Below are 20492 nucleotides of genomic sequence, written 5' to 3' on the forward strand. Positions count from 1 at the left end.
TCAATTTCGCACATGAGGCCTGCTCCTGGAGCCGGCTATCAAGTCGAATCCGGCGCCTCAATCGATAGCGCAGATGGCGCTTGAGCTCTTGATCCACCCAACAAAAGCGCACCCAAAAGCTCAATTAACTTACAACTAGGCGCCTCAAATCGTGCTTGAGGTGTCCCGCAAATCCGACGGTGCGCGCCTCCTTTGGAGGCAGAATTGCTCTTCTCCTTCCCCTTAAACAGCGGCGCAGGAAAACGCAAAAAGGCCCCGCCTCCGAGGAGGCGGGGCCGATGATCCGAAGGCGTCAGTCGCCGCTGCGGCGCGACCAGATCAGACTGAAACCCTCGTCGCCTTCGACCTTGACCAGCGAGGCGTAGATCGGAGCCGGGAAGCTCGGATCGTCGAGCTTGACCGAGAGATATTCGCGGTCGCTGTCGCGGACGGTCTTCTTCCAGGCGGCGCCAAACTCGGTCGCTCCTGCGAAAATGCGGTAGTCGGGAGCCTTGTCGTTGTCCTTCTCGGAGGCCGTGAACTTGGCCTTGATGTTCAGCGTTAGCGTCTTGATCGAGCCGGTGTAGCCGTTGTCCGAAGCGGTGAAAGTGCCGATGGTCGCCATGGTGATCTCCGTCTGTCTGTTGTTCGGGCCGCGCCCATCGCAGCCTCGATGGCGATCCTTGGCCCGGGAAGCGATCGGCCCGCAGCCACCAGGCCCGCAGCGCCAGCGGAGGACGGCGAAAGCCTGCTTTTTTGTCTTCCGCGAGGAATGCCGCCGCTTGGCGGCAGGGGAAAAAAGCAGGCGTGAGCTGTTGCGGGAAGGCGATCGAGGCTCTTGCCGTCCCTCGGGCCTAATCAGCCAATCGAGGGTGCGTTGGACGCGAGCCCATGACCGAACTGACAGCGATGACCATGGCTGCCAACGCCCACCACAGCATTGGAAAACGGCGGGATCGATCAGGACGAAAGCGACGTCTACACGCAAAGTCGGTTGATGCGCAAGAGATCCGGGCACTCCTGATCGCACGCAAACAGCTTCTCGGGCGGCTGATCGATGTAGAATTAAGTATCCGAGGGATTTTGCGCGGCTTCGGTCTGAAGGTTGGCCCGGTGACGCGAAGGAATTTCGAAGCGCGGATTCGAGAGTTGGTTGCAGGCCAGGCGACATTGGAGCGCATTGCTGGTGCGATGCTTTCGGCACGATCGGCCCTGAAGGCAGAATACGGAAGACTACACAAGGCTGTGCTGGCAATTGTGCGTGATGATGCAGTCTGCCGCCAGCTTATGACAGTACCAGGCGTTGGTCCCCTGGTGGCCATCACCTACAAATCGGCGATTGATGATCCTCATCGCATTGTAAAGTCAAAGGCAGCAGGCGCGCTGTTCGGGCTCACGCCAAAGAAATATCAATCGGGAGAAAAGGACGTCACGGGCGGAATCACGCTGGCCGGCGATGAGACGGTGCGGACGGCCTTGTATGAAGCCGCCAACGTTCTGCTATCGCGCATCACGCGGTTCTCAAAACTCAAACGCTGGGGGATGGACGTCGCCAAGCGGAGAGGCTCGAAGCGCGCAAAGGTCGCCTTGGCACGCAAGCTCGCAGTGATCCTGCATCGGATCTGGGTCGATGGCACGACTTACCGATGGGCCGAAGCGGGCTCAATCGCAGCATAGAAGACGTGGAGGAGATCAAGAACGCAACCGGGATGAACTGAAGCCCGGTGCCCGAAGTCCCGTCGCCGGGACGGTGGATGCGGTGAAGCCGTTACACGCCCAGTGGCCGTCGTCCGACGAACCACGCGTATCTAGATAGGCTCACCGCTCCCTCTGACAGCATGATGTGGCGGCCAGGCGTCGACCACGAACAGAAGCATGAGCTCGGCGGCGTGGCGTTCACTCGGGAGGCTTGACATCATCGGGCCCATTACAGAAGGGCGTGTACTCATAAATGGCTGGATAGGAAGTCTGCTTCCGGGAGCAGAGCAGACCAATTGTGCTCAACGTGAGTTCTTCGGATTTTGACCCTTACCGGACTCAAGCAGAGCATTTCACTAAGAACGCGGAACTTGAGCCATTCTCGATTAGTGGGTAGCGGTCGTTCGGTACCCGCTGGGCTCATACGCTCCAAAGTCCCCAACGACCGTGCGGAGCGCGCGCCGAAAAGTTCACGGCGAAGCGAGCGCGGCTCGCTGGGTAAAGGGAAAGCAGCGTGCCCTTCACGCACGCGACCTACTCAGCGAGGCTGCGCGGGACTGTGAGCAAGATGATGACCGGGCAGTCCACTAGGCTCAGCTACTTAGCTGTTCCCGTCGTAACTCCTGTCGCAGTCGTGCCTGCCGTCCCCGGTGTGCCTCCTCGCCGCACTTCGCGCGCGTCACGGCGACCCTCCCGGCGCACTTGGCGCGCGTCACGACGATTTTCGCGGCGCTCGTGGCGCCCCTCACGTCGATCTTGACGCCTCTCCATGCCAGCGGTCTGCGCCTCGGCGTCGGATACCATCAGCATGCTCGGGAGCGCGGCTACTGTGGTCGCCAAGCCCAAGGAAGAAAGAAGCTTTCGTCGAGAAATCATGACTGCCTCCTTTGCTGGACTGCCCCAGGTTCAAGAGTCTACTCGCCTTTGCCGCCTTCGTCTTGATCTATATTATTGGACGGCAGCACTCTCATGCTGACACCGCCCGGCATGCATGGCTTCACATCCGCCCTTGATCCAGATCAACGTCAACTATTTCTCGACGCTCAAGCAATGTCAGCACAGAGGCAGCTTGAGTCTCCTTTCAGTTCGCAAGTGCGGGAGGATTACCATGAATGGGAAGCGTCTATGGATTGGATCGAGCACAGTTGCAGGGATTGCGGCCAGCGCTCTGTTGGGACTCGCAGGTCTCTCTCTCTCCCCGGCACCGGCTCACGCGGTGATCTACTGCACGTATGTTGGTTATCCGGCGGGCTGCATCGCGCGGGCCGGTGTCGTGCTTAGGCCTCGACCTGTAGCGCGCGCTGCAGTCCGTCATAACGCCGGTGGCAACTTAAACGGCGGTGTCAATCGAGTTGGGGTGCGGCGGTAATGCCTTGTTGCGGGTCACGAGCGGAGCACTTCTCGGCACGGCAGCTTTGTGACCCGCTACATTTTGAGCAATCGATGAGGCACACTTGGTACGTAACCTTCGAGGTGCAACGTCGAGGGATGTTGCCAAAGCCAAGACATCCTCGGCTGACCAAGACATTCGAGACGGAGAAGGAAGCCAAGATCTTTGCGAAAGAAAAACTCGACGAAGGGCTGGTCGTGACCGCGGGCACCCTCAATCCGCACACACCGAAGCAAATTATTCCGTCGAGTGCCGTGTCGATCTGGCTTGGCGGCGCGCTGGACCAAAGTGCGGACCGGTCTAACAGGCGGAGCGATTGAGGAGCGGCCAATGTCGGCTGCTGGCCCATCAGCGAAGTGGCGACACCTATCATTGAGGTCAGCTTGGTGGGGTAGAGCGGACTTACTTTGCTCACTCTGAGTTCTTCGCATTTGAACCCCAACCGGACGTCTATTCGGACGACGTAGAACCGACAATTGTCAAAGCAACAACTTGAGAGAGGCGTGAACTTAGTCAGCAACCTTGACTAACTCGAGGCGGCGAAAATCTGCTAGTGTTTGGATCCGGGCGTTTGGCCCCTGCGGGGAAGCAACGGTGACGAACTCGGAAGTCTCCGACGACCTACCGGACAAACCGACATCCGATAACGAGCAACCGGACAAAGCGACGTCCGATAAGGAGCAACCGGGGAAACCGCCATCCGATCGCAATCTAAAGAGTCGCCTGCGGGCACGATTGCAGTTGATCGGCGGGGCGCTTGCCTCGATTGCCGCCGTCGGCGCGATCGCGGGTGGCCTCGTCGGCTACTGGACTGTGTGGAAGACGCTCCGCACCGACGTGTTTCCGGACAAGCAACAGACGCAGAAGGAGGCGACGGCCCGGCCCGACATTGCTCCCCGTTTGTCTCTCGTCGTCCTGCCATTCGCAAACCTCAACAACGATCCGGAGCAGGACTATTTCGCTGACGGCATTACGACCGATCTGACGACCGATCTCGCGCAAATGCCTGGCGCGTTCGTCATCGGACGCGGGACGGCCTTTACATACAAAAACAAGCAGATCGACTTTAAGGCGCTCGGCAAGGATCTTGGCATCCGGTGGGCAGTCCAGGGCGCGGTGCGGCGCAACGGGGATCAGGTCCGGGTCAACGTATCCCTTACGGATCTTCCGAGCGGCCGCGACATCTGGTCGGATCGTTTCGATGGCGATCGTACCAATGTCGCCGCGTTGCAGGACCGGATCACGGCGCGGCTCGCCCGCTCGCTCAACATTGAACTGATCCAGGCCGAAAGCCGCCGCAGCGAAGCGGACCGATCACGCAATCCTGACGCCATGGACTTCAGTATGCGCGGCTGGGCAAAGTTCTATGAGGCGCGGTCGAAGACAGAAAATGCCCAGGCAAAGGACTTGTTCGACAGTGCGCTACGGCTCGATCCGGACAACGTTGAGGCCATGGTCGGGAAAGCGCAGTGTTTAGCCGCAGATGTGAACAACGGATGGTCTGCGTCCGTTGTTGAAGACAAAAAGCAAGCGATCGACCTCATCGACAGAGTTCTGTCCAAAAGCTCGCCAAGCGCGAGGGCCCATGCGGTCAAGGGAAACATTCTTGTATTTGGATACCCCGAGGAGGCATTGGCTGAATACGATGCTGCGCTCGAAATTGATCCAAATTATCCAACTGCCCACGGTAGTAAAGCAATCGCATTGATCGTCTCCGGGCGGGCGCGCGAAGCCTTCTCCCCGGCCCAGTTGGCTCTCCGTCTCAGTCCCAGAGATCCTGTTGCTTTTCTTTGGCGTTTCTGGCCTGCCATGCACACTTGCACCTGCGCGAATATGGAGAAGCCATCGAAGAATGCCGGCGCGCGGTCAATCTGAACAACTTGTACGCGTACGCCTATATAGATTTGGTCTCGGCTTACGGAACTACCGGACAATTGGAGCAGGCCCGGCAGGCGTTGGCCGAATTGAACAAGGTTCGACCAAACTTCACCGTGCAAGCGTACGGTCAACTTGTTTATGCATTCTCAACTAACCCGCAGTTTCGGCGCGAGATCGACGACATTGTCGATGGGCTGAGGAAGGGAGGCGTGCGGGAGCAATGAGTGAGGTGAGGGTTAGACACTTCTTGACGAGGAGATCTAAAGGAGGGCAGCGAGTCCGTTTGTGGCACATCGCGACAATTGCGGGAGCCTTGCCGAGGTCCCCTGTCAGAGGCGGAGCCGACTTGATTTGCTCACTGCAAGTATTACTGCTCGTGACCCGGAACGGACATTCTGAGTGTTGAAAGTCGCGCCCCAAGAGTTTCACTAACTCGGCGGGTTGTAGGTATCAGCGCTGAGAATGGCAATCGGCCTGACGCACAGTGTCTTCGTTCCATTCAATGAAGCCATCGGCATTCTTTCGAAGGTGCGCGAAACATTTTCGCATCCCTGTAACTTGAGTTAATCGTGGGGCCTAATCGAAAGGTCGCGATATGGAACCGACCAGCAGAATATCGGACCACATCGATCATCAGACTGCCCGGTCGATCTGTGACGAGGTGGGTGACAGATTGCAACAGAACTTATCTCTCAAAGCGTGGCCTCTGCCGCCGTACCTCGAACGTCTAGTCGATGAATTGCGCAAACAGGAACGTCATCCAATTGATGGCGTCGCAGCGCCCGCTAACCGTTTCCTTCATGCGTCGCGACGGGTAGTCGCCGCCGTCTGAGTGCGTAAAGAAGAAGCCGTCGCCGCGCTCAACCCGGCGGCGGCTTTTCCGCTAATCTTGTCGCTGAGGCATTCCAGGCTTGGCCGCGCCGGACGCTATCAGGACGCGCTTGGTCAGTGAACGGTCAAGCCGCGGTGCTTCCCCTGTTGGCCCGTGGCGGACTTCGCTCCCAACGTCGCGACGTCGGCTGCCGGAAGGTGAACCGATTAAGATCATGCTGGCTGCCGAGGGCAGCCTTTGACTCGGAGCGAGAAAGGTATTTGTCACCTACTCGCGGCGTGCAGGTGCGTTCAAGCAACGACTTCGATGATGCCCATCATGCCCTTGTCTTCGTGGTCGACTGCATGACAATGGTACACAAATCGACCGACGATTTCTGGATCGGTGAACGGAATGACGACCTTGAGCACGCCGGGCCCTAGGTCCGTTGCCGGCGGTACTGAAAAAGTGTCGCGCAGGCTATCATCGCGCCAGGAAACGCCGCCTACTTCTGTCACCAGGAACGGTGTCTGGTGAATGTGGAAGCTGTGATACTGCTGATCCGTGTTGATCACCGTCCATTCTTCCGTATCGCCGAGCTTTACGGTTTGGTCGGTGCGCGCCTCGTCAACGACGCGGCTGTCAATCATGAATACCTTACGGTCGGCGGTTCGCGAATAAGATAGCGTCCGTCTCCGTGCAATCGCCGCGGCGCGAAGGTCGTTTATCCATTGCGGCCCAGTGACTCGCTGGCGCAAGACATCATCCTCGATCGCCGCACTCTGCGACGAACCGCTGGAATGGATGACTGCCAATTGCCTAACCGGTTCCGGCGGCCGCCAGGCTTCGTTCTGAAAAGAAATGGTTCGCATCGGGTACTCCCCTGCCGGCGGACCGATCGCAATGGCGTCAATCCGCTCGCCGGGGCCAATGAAACATTCGGTCATCTTGCGTGGCTGCGACAACGCGTGCCCATCGGTCGCCACGACGTATAGCGGCATGCCCTCAATACGCAATTTGTAGAAATCCGACGCTCCGATGTGCGCGATGCGCCAAAATTGCATTTCGCCGGGGCGCATGACGACGGCGGGATTGATCTGACCGTTGATCGAAACCATTTCGCTTTCGTCGTCAAACTTGACGTGCTTGATCAGAAAAAAGCGTTCAGGCAACCTGTGCAGCAGCGGGAAAAGTTGATCAATGCCATCAACGACCAGAGCACCTGACATACCGCCAAGGATTTGATCATTGACGAAGCCGTGCGCATGGGGGTGGTACCAGAACAAGCCTGGACCTTGCCGACCTGACGCCGGGATGCGCACTTGGTATTGGAATGTATCGCCGGGTTGAACGTGAACGAACACGTTATCGCTGTTGCCCTGTGGCGACACGCTCATACCGTGAAAGTGCAGGTTCGACGCGGTGCCGGCGCCGGTACAAATAGGACCCACGTAGCCAGGACGATCGAGCCCGGCGGTCAGATTGTTGCGGAACGTGATCCGCAGCATGTCTCCCAAACGCGCTCGTAGCGTCGGCGGCAGATAGGCGCCATTGTAAAGGAGGCCGGCAAACGCGCGATCGCCGAGTTGCACCGATCCAGGCGCTGCCGCAATCGTCGCATCGAGCACGCCATTGACGCTATGCATCTCCGGCGGCTGGATGAGTGGCTCCGGCTGTGGCGGTTCAGGCTGCGAACGTGCCCCCGGCATCGATGGGCCAAGCGACAGCAGACCTCCGGCCGCGGCCGTCGCGCCAAGGAAACGACTAGCGGCCCTGATAAACAAGCGGCGGTCGGGCGTCCAAGACTGGCGCATTGCATCCCTCATCACGCGCATGGATACCGCCAGACGATACTAAGTATCCTCCATCGGGCCAAATTGCGTCCCGCCATTTGTGAGTGAGCCGGATGGCGGTAGGCGATTAGAATGTGTCGCGACTTACCGTTTCGTCACAGCTTTTTGCAGCTTCCCATCGCAATTTGCCCGAAGAATGTCCGAGGCGGGCAGCTGGAACTTTTGGTTATGGCCCATCGCTTCCGTTGACGCGTGCAGCTACATGTCGGTTCATAGGGGCAGACCAGAAGTTTGCGGCCGAGCTCAAATCCGCCGCTTTTGACGCGAAGCGAAAGTTGGTCTGGTCATGCGAATGCAGACAAGCAAAGGCTTGACGGATCGGCGGCGACTGAAGCGAGCTGCAGGCAAGAGCACGGCGCGAATCCAATCCGTGGCCCCCGTGGCGGCCTTGAGGGAATTTTTGACCGCGTTAAAGTAGCACATTCCACGACCATAACCGGCCAACTGACGGTCTGCCCTGAATGCGAGAACTCCTGTTCTTCATCGCGTCAAGCTTCTGGGCGGGCGCCGCGCATGCGGCGACACCGGGTCACGGCAAGACGATCGCGGCTGCCTACATCGTTGGTACGCGCGGCAAGCCGATCGACGCGGTGATCCTTGGAATTTTCGTCACGCTTTCCCACGTCAGCGGTATCGTCCTGATTGGCGTGCTCGCTTCGCTCGGCTCAGCCTGGTTGCAACCGCATCGGATTGAAGCCTATCTGGCGGTCGTAGTCGGCAGTCTGGTGATCGTGCTCGGCCTATGGATGCTATGGACGCAGCGCGATCTTGTGGCGCTCGCGATGGGCGAAGCTTATCAGCCGGCCGACGCTACGCATCGTGCGGACGCCCGCGCGCGCGATCAGGAGCACGACCACGCTCACCACGACCACCCGCATAGCCATGGGCATGCTCATGGCGATGGCCGTCACGAGCCGGTGGTCTGGCATAGCCACGGATTCGGCAAAGTCCATGCGCACCGGCTTGACGTCGTGGCCGAAAATCGTCCGAAGTTGCCGGTGCTGCTGGCGTTGGGTGTTGCAGGTGGCCTGCTCCCAGATCCCGCCGCGCTGGCGCTGCTGCTCGGCGCCTTGTCGAGCGGAAAAGTCATGCTGGGCGTGATCACCGTCCTGGTATTCAGCCTGGGCTTCGCGGCGACGCTGGTGGTGGTCGGCATCGTTGCCGCGAAAGTCGGCGAAAAGGTGCTCGACTGGCTGGAGAGCATCTGGATGGTCCGCCTGCAGATCGCCACCAGTCTGCTGATCGTCGGGATGGGCGTCGTGCTGACAATTCGGGCGGTATCCGAACTGGCGGCATTGTCGGCGTCCTAACTCTCATTGTGTCTTCTGCGCTTAGGGTGCCCCCGCATGCTTGGCCGGCAGCATGCCGACAAATCCGCTAATATCCGCATACCAGACATTGCCATCGCGATCGACAGCGACACTGAATGGCCGGGCATTGTCGCGCGGCAGCGGAAAGACCGCGATGCGGCCATTGCGCAATCGCCCGACACTCGCACGGCGCATCATGCCGAACCACACGTCGTCGTTGGGAGCAATGGCAATACCGCTTAGACCGACGTTTTCCTGCCCCACTTCGACATCCGAGAATTGCCCATCCTTGAAACGCCCGATTTGGTTGGCGCGGAATTGCAGGAACCACACCGAGCCGTCGGAGCCAGCCGCGACGTCAGTTGGCACGGCGCCACCGTGGGGGAGGTCGAACGTCTCGCTAGTCCCATCGGCGGCGACACGGAGCAGCTGGTTGCCGTTCTGCAAAGTCGCCCACACGGTGCCATCGGTGGACACGGCGATGCCATAGGGTCCGCCCCTCGCAGATTCGATTCGATGGCGGGTAAAAACTCCGGCTTTCAGCCTGGTCACGCCATAGCCGGTCAGGTCGGCGAACCAAGCGGCCCCATCGGGCGCGATCGCCAGCCGTCCGAGGCGAGTGATCGGAGTATCGAGCATAAACCGTGCGATCTCGCCGCTACTGCTCACGCGCGTAATAGCGCGCGCGGCGAGGTCCGTGTACCAGGCGCTACCGTCAGCCGCGACCGCGAGCCCGAGCGGCTCGATGTTGCGGTTCGACGTAGGCAGCCGCTCGATGCGGCCATTCCGCACGCGACCGATCGCATAGGCATGGTCGATGGTAAACCAGATGCTGCCGTCGATGCCTGCTGCAATCGCGATTGGCGCATCCTCTGGCCCGCCCATGCGGTACTCAACGAATTTTTCCTTGGCGACGGCTCGTACCAGCACCAGCGCACCGCCCGCCAGAACCGCGATACAAAGCATTGCGGTTAACGCCCCGATTCCGAAGTTCACAATCCTTCGCGGTGCACTCCGCACGAGTTTCGAAGTCGACACCAGTCACTCCACGACTCTGATACCGTTCCTGAATCCGAACTTCTCAACGATAGTGGCCGCGGCTATTCGCGTCAGTGGTACCGGCGGCCACGCGCGGATCAAAGCGACAAATCGGCGGCGCCGCGTTTGCGTGACAGGTAACGTACCGCAAGGCAGCCGCCGATCAGAACGAGCAGAACGAACGAGAAAGCACCGGCCAGGCTGATCGGTTCGATGCGCGCCAACAGGTTGCCGCCGTCGACCGCCATGCGCCAGACCTCCGCATAGGGCATCAGCGAAAAGACAGCGTAGATGACACCGGCATCTTTCGGATCGCGGGCGAGAGGGCCGGCCTCGATATGAATCGGAAGGTTGTCTTCTTTCTGCGCCCACGTTTCTCCGCCATCCTCGCTGCGGTAGATTCCGCGATCAGAGGAAACCACCAGGACCATCGCGTCTGCGCTCGCCGCAATACCGCGCACTCTGGCTTTCGGCTCAGGCAGTGAACGTCCAACGGAATGCCAATCGGAACCGAGATCGTCGCGGACAACGACTCTGCCGCGCGCCGCCGCCCACAACCGACGCGGCCGCATCGCATCGGTGGCGATCGTGTCGACGGGCGCGTCTGCGCCGCCAAAACCGGCGTCGGACCAGGTGCGTCCCCCATCGCGGCTGATCATCGCTCGGCCCTCAATCACCGCCGCCAGAGTGTCGGCCGTTCCCGCAATTGCCGCCAGCGCCGTCATCTCGCTCCCCTGGGGGACCCCGGGCACGACCGCATAGGTGCGCCCGCCGTCCTCGCTCGAAAACAGCCCGCTGCGCCCGAGCAGATAGAAATGATTGTTCGCTGGTCCGCCGACCAGAGTTCGCGCCGGAATCGCGGAGTCCGGGGCCCTGGCGCGCAGCCAACCGTTGCGGTCGCGGCGAAACAGACCGTTTGCAGCCGCGCACACCGCCAACTCGCCCTCCGGCGAGAAGGCAAGCGCGAATACCGCGCCGATGACAAGATCTCGCGCCTCCGGCACCCAGCTCCGACCTCCATTGTGCGAACTCAAGATTCCGAGGTCGGTGCCGACCAACAGGTGGGAGGAATCGCTTGGGTCGACGGCGACGACAAGTGCCGCATTGAGAAACAGGCCGACATCAGCATTCAACCAGGCGGCGCCGAGATCACGGGAGCGAAACACGCCACCATAGCTGCTCGCGTCATGCGCAGACACGCTGCCAGTCAAAAGGAACATCACGCAGGCAAGCCAGAGGGGCAGCCAACGCGCGCAGATACTTCTTCTTCCAATCGCAGGATCAAGCGGTCGAGGTGGGAAGACTGATCCCACTTCGAAAACACCTCTCATGGCTTGCGCGACTTTTCACCCGGCGCCAGCGTGAGCTCGGCCATGCGGCCGCCGTTCAGCGCTACCCAAGAATTCTTCGTCAACGGATACTTGTCCGTGTAGCTCAGCGGCTCGTGGGCGGCGACGCAGTTGTTATAGCCGCCGGTGATCTTGTAGCACTTCTCATAGGCGAGAAACTGCTGGACGGTATCAGTCTGCTGCACGTTCGCCGTCATCCAATCGCGGATGCCCTCGTACGACGAGAACGCGTCCGAGCCAAATACTAGTTTACCGATGCTGGTCGGCACCTCGAGCAGTTGCGAGCCGGCTGTATGAGCGCGAAACGCCGGATGAATCCGCACGCCCGGCAGGATCTCCGTCTCGCCGTCGACGATCACCGCCTTGCCCTTCAGCACCTTGCCGTAGACCTCCTCGACGGTGAGCGGCATGTAGCCGCAAGCAGGCGTACGGTTGCAGCCCCCCGGATCGGAGTTAACCGCCCGGATGTGCGGTTCCGGATAGTTGAGGGCCCATTCAATCGCTTTGAGCTCTTCGCGCTGGACGTAGAGCACGGCATTGGGCAGGTCGGACAATTGGCCGGCGTGGTCCCAATGAGCGTGGCCGATCACTACCTTGGTGACATCGGCCGCATTGAAGCCGAGAGCCTTCAACTGGTCCGGCAGCGGAGCCCAGTGATCCGACCCGGTCATCTTCAGGTAATCCTGCTGCTTCCAACCGGTATCGTAGAGGATCAACTCACTTCCGCATTTGATCACGCCGATGTTTACCGGCAGATCGACGCTCGGAATGTTGCTCTCCGGCTTGGTGCTGCCAGGCACGAAAGTCCGATCTGGCATGAAGGATCCGAACGGCACGTTCATGAAACGGCTGCTCTCGACCAGCCATGCCGAGCAGACCGGTTGTTGGGCCTGCGCCGCCAAGCCGAATAGGCTTGTCATCGCCGCTATCCCCGCGGTCAACGCAAACGAACGGATTCTTGGTGCACATTTTCTCATTGCGTTCCTCCGTTACAGCTAGATGACTTCTTTTTTGACTGAAAGATCGGATTTCGCTTGCTGCTTCCCTTCGATCGACCACTAGTGCGGCTTGTATTGTCCCGGCCAAAGCACTTCGCCAACGCGAAGCATGTACTCCGAAGCCTTCACATCCAACCCATGCGCAACTTGGAGTCGCTGCGAGTCGCCGTCTTCGGCGAACTTTAGCATCTCGGCCGCGGCGTTGGCGTAGAGTGCCATCGCGTCGACGTACTGCGACTGTGTCTTTGATAGCGAGGGTGGCGCGCTCATGGCGCGGACCTGCATTTCGGCATCATGAAAGAATTTCGCCAGCGGCTCGATCTTTCGTGCGAACGCCCGTGCGTCCCGATCCTCGGTCTGATAGGTGATGCCGGCAAAGCTCAATGCCACGGCCGACCGCGTCGCCTCACGGTGGACCGCCCACAAGGTTGTTGCGAAGCGCTCCTCGTCCGCCGTCAATGCCGGCAGCTGCGCCTTCTCGGCCCGCGCGTTGATCGGTTGCAGGGCTGGTTGCGACCGCGGTCGGATCTCGTGTAGCCATGCCACACCCGCGGTTGCCGCGAGCGCCACAACGACGCCCGCCAGCAACAAGGATCGCCCACCGGCCGTGCCGATCGTCTGAATGGCGCATCCTCCATTTATGGTTGCGGCAGTCTATCCCTCGGTTTCCGCGGCGGTCAACCGACGCGGCGGTGAAACAGACCTGCCCGCACCAATTCCTTGCCGTCGCCAACTTGCGGTCAATGGGGTTCCCAGGTCGGTGCGCCAGTGAACAGGCCCCCCTCGGCAAAGCCGATCCCGTAGACCAGGACCAGCCCGAAGACGAAGCTAACGAGCCCCGAGGCCACCCGGAGCCGCCAATTGAATTTCGGCAGATTGACCGCCGTGAACACAAACGGCGCCGACAGTATCAGCGTGATCAACATCATTCCGGCGATGGTGCCGAGCCCGAACAGCAGCAGATAGCCGAGCGCAGCGATCGGCTCGCGTATGATGGATAGGACCATCAGGGCGACGGCGGCCGATCCTGCAAGGCCGTGCACGAGGCCGACCGCGAAGGGGCGCAGCCACTCATAGAGCGCGATCCGCCCGAGCCAGGATCGGTCAAGCCGCGCCAATGGTGTATGCTCCTCAGTGTGCCCGTGCGCACCAAGGTGGTGACCGTGCGGGTGCCGGTGCACGTAATCGCCGTGCGCATGCAAGTGGTCATGAAGATCAAGCGTATGTCCGCTGCGGACGCCGGCATGGACGTGAGCTGCGCCGACCGCGCGCCCGATCCCCGTCAAGGTGAGAACGCCGAGCAGGATCAGCATGATGCCGACCGCAAATTCCATCGACAGACCAAGCTGCGGCGGGATAACGACCCCGAACACGACGATCGCCGCACCGACCGCCATGACCGTGATGGTGTGTCCTACGCCCCAAGCGGCACCGATCAGCGCCGAACCCGCCACGCTGCGTTCACGGCTGACGATCGTCGCGATAGCGACCACATGGTCGGCGTCGGTCGCATGCCTCATTCCGAGGAAGAAGCCGAGCAACAGGAACGACAAGACATTCAGGGCAGTTCCGGTCATGCGCACACACTAACATGGCTATCCCCGGGCGTAATCTATCAGTCTGGCGAGATCGACCGGTCTGGTAATATCAGCAAGTGTGGTGACAAGCTGATGCGTCACGCTCTCTACGAAGCAGCGAACTCGCATCTTCGGATCGCGAAGAAATGGTCTGTTCTGCGCGCGTGGGGCATAAAGCTCGCCAAACGCGTAGGGCGAAGAAAGGATGCGTGGCAGAAAGCTGGCTATTATCATGCACCGTATGTGGGTGACCGGTACCGAATTTCGCTTCGGCCAGCCATCGGCTTCGAACGCGACTTAAGGATCGTTCCGGCGTAGCTATCTGCTCTGCCGAAGACGTGGGGAAGGTCAGTCCGTTTCGATCCCTGTGCGTTTCAGCACGTGCTGTGAGCTTGGACGAGCTCGCCTCGCCGGACCCCATCCTGGAGCGAGCCATTTGTGGCCGACTTCGAACAGAAGCGAGGACCAGGCAGAAGCAGTAGGCGGCAACGATCGTGACCCAAGGGGCGGAGACGCTCCGCGGCTCTACTCGCAGGCGTATGCCTGCGAGTAGAGCGTGACCGGCGGTACGGCGGGCCACCGAACACTGTATACTTCTTCCGCCTCACAAGCAGATATTTCTCGTGGACCAGCCGACGGCCGTGATGGGCCGGAAGCGGCCAGGAGACACGCCATCTGGTCTAAGTACGATCGTCGGCGGGCCTAGAAGATGACCGCATTGCCCGTTATGATTGAGCCTATGACTGAGAAGATTCGCGTCGTCCTTCTCTATGGCGGCAGGTCCGGCGAACATGAGGTCTCGCTGAAATCGGCGGCCGCCGTGCTCCGGCACCTCGACCGCGAGCGTTTTGAGGTAATTCCGGTCAGCATCGACAAGACGGGGCTCTGGCAATGGAACGATCTTCGTCTCATTGATCAGGCGTCCGCTCAGGCCTTGCCGATCCTGCCCGATGCACTTGAGGTGCGGCTCGCAAGGGGACCTGGCGGACGCGGCACCCTCATCCCGATTTACGCGGAAGTGGCCAACCCAATTGAGATCGATGTTGTCTTTCCGGTCATACATGGACCACTCTGCGAAGACGGCACCGTACAGGGCTTGTTAGATTTAGCCGAAGTCGCCTATGTTGGATCCGGCGTTCTCGCTTCCGCCGTCAGCATGGATAAGGATGTCGCTAAACGCCTCGCCAGACTGGCTGGCATTCCCGTCGCGCCCTATCGCGCGCTCACTCGTAGAGCTTTCATACAGGATCGGCCTTCATCTCTCGCGAAGGCGGCCGAAGGTTTGAAGCTCCCTGTCTTCGTCAAGCCCTGCAACATGGGCTCTAGTGTCGGCATTCATAAAGTCAAAGCATGGGATGTGCTCGGCGCGGCGATTGATGATGCATTCCGTTATGATTTGAAGGTGTTGGTTGAGCAGGGCATCGACGCACGCGAAATTGAAGTGGCGGTGCTTGAGGGCGAGCCACCTTTGGTGAGCCTCGCGAGCGAACTGAACCCCAGCTCTCACCATGAATTCTATTCGTACGAGGCAAAATACCTCGATCCCGATGGTGCTCAGGTTGATCTGCCGGCCAAGCTGGACGCAGCCCAAATGGAGCGCGTGCGGTCACTCGCGGCCGAGGCGTTCGTGGCCCTCGAATGTAGCGACCTTGCTCGCGTTGACTTTTTCCTCGACCGACAAACCGGCGAGTTCTACTTCAATGAGATCAACACCCTCCCCGGATTCACCTCGATCAGCATGTATCCGAAGATGATGGAAGCTTCGGGCTTGCCTTATGGAGAGCTATTGACGCGCCTCGTTGACCGAGCGCTCGATCGACACCGGCAGCGCCAAACACTGGAGCGGGGCTATTTGAGCTAGGCGTGATTTTCCGGTTTTGGGTCCAAGCAGGACCTTAACGTTTAATCCCCAAGTGGCCGTTCTACCCTTAAGCGAGACATAGGTGCCCTGGAAAAGGGCTTGACCATCTTGTTCGGATTACAGAAGGGATCGAAGCCGAATGCCCGAGACGCGACGCGGCTCGGTTCACGAGAGCCCGATCCGCGACTAGCGGACGCGCCAACCGTATGTGCTGCTTCTCGCTGGTCCGGCAGCGTTGCCCTCCGAAGGTAAAGATCACACGTTCGAATCGTGTCGGGTGCGCCACTTGTTAAGGGCCTCAGTTTGTAGGCTCTTGACCAAATCGGTCCCCGCCGTCCAGCCGCCGAAAAGCTCGCTGTCACAACCGTTCACGACCCGTCGGACGGAGCGGCCACGACGGCGACGGCCGCGACAGCGCTCACGATCTGCCATGATTGCGCTTTCAAGACACTCGAGCGATCTCGAAACCGGTATAGCGTTGCACTCGTCTGGAAAGGCATAAAGCTGCTCGCCCAGGAAGACGCTGCGGGGCAGCTAGCAAGTCTCGAGCACTGTCAATTAGCACATCAGAGCGCTCCGGGAGATGTTCGCGCGCGCTTCAGTCAAGCAGTTGGGCAACGATGCGCTCTGTTTCAAGGTAGTCCAGCGCCAAGTAGTGCGCCCCCGCCTTCTTAAGATAGGCGCCATGGTCTTCGCGGATATGTCCCGCAGCCAGTAGTCCAACGACCGTACATCCCGCTGCCCTTGCCGCAGTCACTCCGCTCGGGCTGTCTTCAATGACAATGCAGGCGTTTGGAGGAATTCCGATGCTGGCCGAAGCGTGGAGAAAGATGTCGGGGTAGGGTTTGCCCCGTTCGACGTTGGACGCACTGAATACACGCCCATGGAAAAGAGACGTCATATTCATAACGTCGAGGCAAAGAGCGAGCCTGTCCGGCGAGGAGGACGATGCAATACATCGCGGCACGTGATCGAATCTTGCAATGAATTCGCGCACGCCTGCGATAGGCAGCAGTGATCGCCTGAAACGATCCAGAGTGCGGGCCTGATACTGGTCGCCGAATGAGAGAGGCAGCTTTCTGCCGACCGTCCTCTCGATCTCAGCGAGAATTTCGCTGAAGCGCTTACCTAGATAGGCACGGTACGAGTCCTCAACCGTCGTCGGCACGCCAAGCTCGGTTACGATTTCGGCAAGCACAGTGTTGGCTAGAACCTCGCTGTCAGCGACAACGCCATCGAAGTCGAAAATCAGCGCTTTGGCCATTCACTGAGCTCGCGAGCACAGGGTTAGGGGTAAATGATCGCCTTGATGATCCCGTCGCGGCGCGCAGCCTGCTGTTCGAACGCCACCGGCGTCTGGTCCAGCGAAAAGCGATGCGTTGCGAGGGGGGCGAGTTTAACGTGACCGCCCTCTGCCAGAGCGATCGCTCGCGGATAGACCTCCGGCATGCGACGCGAAAATTTAATCGACAGGCCCTTGCGGCGCGATTCTGCGCCGCTCAGCACATACTGATTATTCTCCGGGATTCCGACGATGACGAGTCGACCACCAATGCGGGCACTGCGCGCGGCATGCTCGAAGCCGTGCGAGGAGTCCGTCGCCTCGATAACGAGGTCGGCGCCGCGGCCGTCGGTAAAGCCAATAGCTTCTTCAGGACAGCCGCAGCTGACGTGGGCGCCAAGATCGCAAGCGATATCCGCCCGTTCCTTTATCGGGTCAATCGCGATGATCTTGCTGGCGCCCGCGAGGCGCGCCAACTGTATCAGCAGCAAACCGACCGGGCCGCAGCCAAGCACTGCGACGGTCTCCATTAATCGGGGGCGCGCGAGATCCATGGCGTGGATCGCAACGCCAAGCGTTTCCAGAATGGCCGCACCTGCGGGATCGATGCTGTCAGGCACGATGTGTAACGCGGATGTCGGCACACAGATGAACTCGGCCATCGCCCCGTTGTTCGGGGCGTAACCCAGAAACCGCACATTAGGACAGAGATTGGTATGGCCGCGATGACACCACTCGCAACGACCGCATGAAATCGACGGGTCCACGGCGAACAGCGCATCCGCCGGTAAGCCTGCCCGTTTCGCACTCTCCGGAATCAGCGTGCCGGAAAATTCGTGACCAAGCACAAACGGATTGATCCGGGTCGGACCCGTTGTGCCGCCTTCAAGGTACGAGTGCAAATCGCTGCCGCAGACGCCTACGGCCTTAACCTTCACGATGACCTCATCAGCGGCCGGCGTTGGCGTCGGAATTTCGGTGACGCGAATATCGCGAACTTCGTGGAGCACCGCTGCGCGCATGTTCAAAACCCTGATTCCTGCATGTTTTCGGCGCCACCGCCTTCGCGATGACGGCACTATACATATGTATCGCTTAATTTACAAATGTTCATGCTGGCAATTTGGCATAATGCTGCTGATAGATGGCGCGTCGTTCCTCCAAACCCGGACGCCAGCCGGCGCGTGGCTCAAGCATGGTCATTCCATGGCGGTCGCCCTCGTGGCTCAATCCACCGCCGCTCGCCTGGCGCGCCAGCCGCGCGGCACCGAGCGCCGGACCCAGCAGAGCTAATGGCGGCAGCAGCAGCGGGCGGTCGATGACGGTCGCGATCAATTGCCCCCAAAACCGGCTGCGCGCACCACCGCCGACAAGTGCGATCGTTCCGATCGACGCGCCGGCCGCAATCAGCGCGTCGTGGCAATCGGCAATGGCAAAAGCGACACCCTCGATGACGGCGCGACCGATGTGCAACGGCCCCGCCGCGCCACGCAGATTCGATAGGGTTGCTGTGGCGAGCGGATCGTCATGCGGCGTCCGCTCGCCGCCAAGATAGGGCGAGAACACCGGTATATCAGCCGGCGACAGATCCGCGGCTTCAATCTCGGCGAGGAAGCGCTCGATCGAGACGACGCCGAGGATACCGGCAACCCAATTCAGCGCGCTCGCTGCGCTCAGGACGCAACCATGTTGGCCGAACAAGCCGGGCACGGCATGCCTGTGGGTGTGCATGCCCTGGCCGCGTGCCGGTACGAAACGGTCGTTGGCAACGAAATAGACCCCCGACGTCCCAAGGCTGATGTATGCGTCGCCAGTCCGAACCACGCCGGCACCGATTGCGCCGGCCATGTTGTCACCGGCACCGCCCGCAATCGGAAGATTACTGCGCAAGCCAAACCGCCGCGCCAACTCAGGCCGCAGCGTGCCGCCGACCGCTCCGCTCTCAACGAGTTCTGGCAGCAGACCGGTGCTGATGCCACAGGCTTCTGCAAGCTGGGGGGACCATGTTCCGGCCTGTGTGTCCATCAACAGCGTGGCCGACGAATCCGCTCGATCGGAAATCGCCTCGCCCGTCAGGCGCAGCCGCACATAGTCCTTCGTTAGCAAAATACGCCGCGTGCGCTTCAAGGCTTCGGGCTCATTGCGCGTCAGCCAGAGAATTTTGGGGGCCGAAAAGCCCGGCATCGGCCGGGCACCGGCAATGCCGGCAAACTCCGCCACCTTTACGTTGAGCTCAGCGCATTCTGCGCCGGCCCGACTATCGTTCCAGAGCGGTGCCGGCCGGATCGGTCGCCCGGCGGCATCGATCAGGGCAACACCGAGCATCTGGCCGGACAGTCCGAGCGCCGCCACACCGGACATGAGCTTCGGATGATCAGCGGCGAGACGGTCGAGCACGGCCGCCGAGGCCGCCCACCAGGCGTCGGGATGCTGCTCGGACCAGAGCGGGTGCGGATGATCGATCGACAGTGGAGCGACTGCGCTCGCCTGCTCACGGTCCTCGGCATCGATGATTATCGCCTTTACGGCTGACGTACCGATGTCGAGTCCCAAAAACAGACTCATTTCTGCTTACCGATCAGCTTGAGCGCTCCGGCAGCCGCCTTCTCGTCGGTGACCAGCACCTTGCCGATCTTTCCCTGCAACGCAGCCGCGATGACGGGCGCCTTGTTGGTGCCCCCCGCGATCAGCATCACGGTCGGTGTCTTCGCAAGCTTTTCGATCGGCAGAGCGATGGCGCGGGAATTGATGCCGTGATTGATCTGCCGGCCCGATTGATCAAGATATTGTCCCAGCACGTCGCCGACCGCCCCGGCCGCACGCAGATCCTCGATACCTACGTCCGGCGGAAGGCCGTGCCGCACCAGAAGGGAGCGCGGCGTGAGGTCGCCCAAGCTGAGTAACGCAAGATCGAGGTTGCTGACGCGCTCCAGAACCTCCGCATAAACGTCCTGTGCCATGAGCGTGTCGCGCGAGCGCTTGCTGCTTGCGTAGATCGGAGCGGCCAGATAACTGCATTTGGCGTGCAGTCGGCGCGCCAGCTCGCCTGCGATTTCGAACGTATTGAGCTCGAGCCCTCGCGAGAGGCCCCCCATCATCGAGACGACCCAGAGCTCTGGGTATTCCGCAGGCGTGACGTGGCGGATCGTTTCACGCAGGGTCGCGCCCCAGCCAATGCCGATCGTGTGCGGACGCTTATCCTCCAGAACTTTCGATAGGTAACTCCCGGCCGCCATACCAATCAGGCTCGCGACGAGTTCAGGGTTTTCCGGGCTCGGAATCACCACCGCGTCGTCGAGCCCGCACCGTTCGCGCAACTGATGTTCCAGTTCGGTGCAGCTCGCAAACTCTGAATTCAGCCTAATGCTGACGATGCCGGAGTGCCGTGCCTCCGACAGCATGCGATTGACCCGCGCCCGCGTCAGCCCGAGCCGCTCGCCGATCTCGGCCTGGGTCAAATTCTCCATG

Annotated in this window: 17 protein-coding genes and 2 pseudogenes; 8 read left to right on the plus strand and 11 right to left on the minus strand. The window is 60.5% G+C overall.

All coding sequences use genetic code 11. The features are described from left to right. Nucleotides 1-292: 292 nt before the first annotated feature. Nucleotides 293-604 carry a DUF736 domain-containing protein gene (locus AB7535_RS18950; RefSeq protein ID WP_439036762.1) on the minus strand — a complete coding sequence of 104 codons (312 nt, stop codon included), beginning with the start codon at nucleotides 602-604 and terminating at the stop codon, nucleotides 293-295. Nucleotides 605-879: 275 nt separating this feature from the next. Here AB7535_RS18950 and AB7535_RS18955 point away from each other — a divergent pair. The 5 genes and pseudogenes from AB7535_RS18955 to AB7535_RS18975 form a co-directional block, all read left to right on the plus strand. Further along, nucleotides 880-1656, plus strand: a pseudogene (locus tag AB7535_RS18955) (IS110 family transposase); the annotation flags it as partial. A 1129-nt stretch (nucleotides 1657-2785) separates the two neighbouring features. Beyond that, nucleotides 2786-3046: a hypothetical protein gene (locus tag AB7535_RS18960; protein WP_439037353.1), complete on the plus strand. Its 261-nt coding sequence runs from the start codon at nucleotides 2786-2788 to the stop codon at nucleotides 3044-3046. 74 nt (nucleotides 3047-3120) lie between these two features. Further along, nucleotides 3121-3387: a hypothetical protein gene (locus AB7535_RS18965; RefSeq protein ID WP_439036763.1), complete on the plus strand. Its 267-nt coding sequence runs from the start codon at nucleotides 3121-3123 to the stop codon at nucleotides 3385-3387. Between the two features lie 274 nt (nucleotides 3388-3661). Further along, nucleotides 3662-4942 carry a tetratricopeptide repeat protein gene (locus AB7535_RS18970; protein ID WP_439036764.1) on the plus strand — a complete coding sequence of 427 codons (1281 nt, stop codon included), beginning with the start codon at nucleotides 3662-3664 and terminating at the stop codon, nucleotides 4940-4942. A gap of 5 nt (nucleotides 4943-4947) precedes the next feature. Next, nucleotides 4948-5169 carry a hypothetical protein gene (locus AB7535_RS18975; RefSeq protein ID WP_439037354.1) on the plus strand — a complete coding sequence of 74 codons (222 nt, stop codon included), beginning with the start codon at nucleotides 4948-4950 and terminating at the stop codon, nucleotides 5167-5169. 898 nt (nucleotides 5170-6067) lie between these two features. On the opposite strand, the gene AB7535_RS18980 is transcribed toward AB7535_RS18975, so the two are convergent. After that, nucleotides 6068-7591 carry a multicopper oxidase family protein gene (locus tag AB7535_RS18980; protein ID WP_439036765.1) on the minus strand — a complete coding sequence of 508 codons (1524 nt, stop codon included), beginning with the start codon at nucleotides 7589-7591 and terminating at the stop codon, nucleotides 6068-6070. Nucleotides 7592-8070: 479 nt separating this feature from the next. Here AB7535_RS18980 and AB7535_RS18985 point away from each other — a divergent pair, with 479 nt between their 5' ends. Continuing rightward, a complete protein-coding gene (locus tag AB7535_RS18985) occupies nucleotides 8071-8919 on the plus strand; it encodes a HoxN/HupN/NixA family nickel/cobalt transporter (protein WP_439036766.1) in 849 nt (282 codons plus the stop codon). Nucleotides 8920-8940: 21 nt separating this feature from the next. On the opposite strand, the gene AB7535_RS18990 is transcribed toward AB7535_RS18985, so the two are convergent. The 5 genes from AB7535_RS18990 to AB7535_RS19010 all read right to left on the minus strand — a co-directional run bounded on the left by AB7535_RS18990 (nucleotide 8941) and on the right by AB7535_RS19010 (nucleotide 13881). Further along, a complete protein-coding gene (locus tag AB7535_RS18990; protein ID WP_439036767.1) occupies nucleotides 8941-9957 on the minus strand; it encodes a Vgb family protein in 1017 nt (338 codons plus the stop codon). A 98-nt stretch (nucleotides 9958-10055) separates the two neighbouring features. Then, the gene (locus tag AB7535_RS18995) at nucleotides 10056-11180 is read right to left on the minus strand and encodes a WD40/YVTN/BNR-like repeat-containing protein (RefSeq protein WP_439036768.1); all 1125 of its coding nucleotides are present in this window, start codon (nucleotides 11178-11180) and stop codon (nucleotides 10056-10058) included. A gap of 104 nt (nucleotides 11181-11284) precedes the next feature. Continuing rightward, on the minus strand, nucleotides 11285-12226 hold the full coding sequence (locus AB7535_RS19000) for an MBL fold metallo-hydrolase (RefSeq protein ID WP_439036769.1): 942 nt from the start codon (nucleotides 12224-12226) through the stop codon (nucleotides 11285-11287). Nucleotides 12227-12364: 138 nt separating this feature from the next. After that, a complete protein-coding gene (locus tag AB7535_RS19005; RefSeq protein ID WP_439036770.1) occupies nucleotides 12365-12892 on the minus strand; it encodes a hypothetical protein in 528 nt (175 codons plus the stop codon). A gap of 152 nt (nucleotides 12893-13044) precedes the next feature. Continuing rightward, nucleotides 13045-13881 carry a hypothetical protein gene (locus tag AB7535_RS19010; RefSeq protein ID WP_439037378.1) on the minus strand — a complete coding sequence of 279 codons (837 nt, stop codon included), beginning with the start codon at nucleotides 13879-13881 and terminating at the stop codon, nucleotides 13045-13047. 36 nt (nucleotides 13882-13917) lie between these two features. On the opposite strand from AB7535_RS19010, the pseudogene AB7535_RS19015 reads away from it, so the two are divergent. Together AB7535_RS19015 and AB7535_RS19020 are read left to right on the plus strand one after the other, a co-directional pair. Continuing rightward, nucleotides 13918-14182, plus strand: a pseudogene (locus AB7535_RS19015) (transposase); the annotation flags it as partial. Between the two features lie 438 nt (nucleotides 14183-14620). After that, on the plus strand, nucleotides 14621-15742 hold the full coding sequence (locus AB7535_RS19020) for a D-alanine--D-alanine ligase family protein (RefSeq protein WP_439036771.1): 1122 nt from the start codon (nucleotides 14621-14623) through the stop codon (nucleotides 15740-15742). A 598-nt stretch (nucleotides 15743-16340) separates the two neighbouring features. On the opposite strand, the gene AB7535_RS19025 is transcribed toward AB7535_RS19020, so the two are convergent. The 4 genes from AB7535_RS19025 to AB7535_RS19040 all read right to left on the minus strand — a co-directional run bounded on the left by AB7535_RS19025 (nucleotide 16341) and on the right by AB7535_RS19040 (nucleotide 20491). Further along, complete coding sequence (locus AB7535_RS19025; RefSeq protein WP_439036772.1) at nucleotides 16341-17006, minus strand: HAD family hydrolase; 666 nt, start codon at nucleotides 17004-17006, stop codon at nucleotides 16341-16343. 23 nt (nucleotides 17007-17029) lie between these two features. Continuing rightward, entirely contained in the window at nucleotides 17030-18046 is a 1017-nt protein-coding gene (locus tag AB7535_RS19030; RefSeq protein ID WP_439036773.1) for a zinc-dependent alcohol dehydrogenase, read from the minus strand. Between the two features lie 88 nt (nucleotides 18047-18134). Beyond that, complete coding sequence (xylB, locus tag AB7535_RS19035; protein ID WP_439036774.1) at nucleotides 18135-19589, minus strand: xylulokinase; 1455 nt, start codon at nucleotides 19587-19589, stop codon at nucleotides 18135-18137. Then, a complete protein-coding gene (locus AB7535_RS19040; protein ID WP_439036775.1) occupies nucleotides 19586-20491 on the minus strand; it encodes a sugar-binding transcriptional regulator in 906 nt (301 codons plus the stop codon). The genes xylB and AB7535_RS19040 overlap by 4 nt, the downstream gene beginning before the upstream one ends. Nucleotide 20492: the final 1 nt, after the last annotated feature.

It is taken from the genome of Bradyrhizobium sp. 956_D2_N1_4 (genome assembly GCF_052076025.1).
Lineage (GTDB): Bacteria > Pseudomonadota > Alphaproteobacteria > Rhizobiales > Xanthobacteraceae > Bradyrhizobium > Bradyrhizobium barranii.

What these genes read in the sequence shown, in the direction of transcription:
- AB7535_RS19030 (WP_439036773.1), bottom strand. Translation starts at nt 18,046, where the DNA reads ATGCGCGCAGCGGTGCTCCACGAAGTTCGCGATATTCGCGTCACCGAA.
- AB7535_RS18960 (WP_439037353.1), top strand. Translation starts at nt 2,786, where the DNA reads ATGAATGGGAAGCGTCTATGGATTGGATCGAGCACAGTTGCAGGGATT.
- AB7535_RS18985 (WP_439036766.1), top strand. Translation starts at nt 8,071, where the DNA reads ATGCGAGAACTCCTGTTCTTCATCGCGTCAAGCTTCTGGGCGGGCGCC.
- AB7535_RS19020 (WP_439036771.1), top strand. Translation starts at nt 14,621, where the DNA reads ATGACTGAGAAGATTCGCGTCGTCCTTCTCTATGGCGGCAGGTCCGGC.
- AB7535_RS19040 (WP_439036775.1), bottom strand. Translation starts at nt 20,491, where the DNA reads ATGGAGAATTTGACCCAGGCCGAGATCGGCGAGCGGCTCGGGCTGACG.
- AB7535_RS18950 (WP_439036762.1), bottom strand. Translation starts at nt 604, where the DNA reads ATGGCGACCATCGGCACTTTCACCGCTTCGGACAACGGCTACACCGGC.
- AB7535_RS18965 (WP_439036763.1), top strand. Translation starts at nt 3,121, where the DNA reads ATGAGGCACACTTGGTACGTAACCTTCGAGGTGCAACGTCGAGGGATG.
- AB7535_RS19000 (WP_439036769.1), bottom strand. Translation starts at nt 12,226, where the DNA reads ATGACAAGCCTATTCGGCTTGGCGGCGCAGGCCCAACAACCGGTCTGC.
- AB7535_RS19010 (WP_439037378.1), bottom strand. Translation starts at nt 13,881, where the DNA reads ATGACCGGAACTGCCCTGAATGTCTTGTCGTTCCTGTTGCTCGGCTTC.
- AB7535_RS19025 (WP_439036772.1), bottom strand. Translation starts at nt 17,006, where the DNA reads ATGGCCAAAGCGCTGATTTTCGACTTCGATGGCGTTGTCGCTGACAGC.
- xylB (WP_439036774.1), bottom strand. Translation starts at nt 19,589, where the DNA reads ATGAGTCTGTTTTTGGGACTCGACATCGGTACGTCAGCCGTAAAGGCG.
- AB7535_RS18980 (WP_439036765.1), bottom strand. Translation starts at nt 7,591, where the DNA reads ATGCGCGTGATGAGGGATGCAATGCGCCAGTCTTGGACGCCCGACCGC.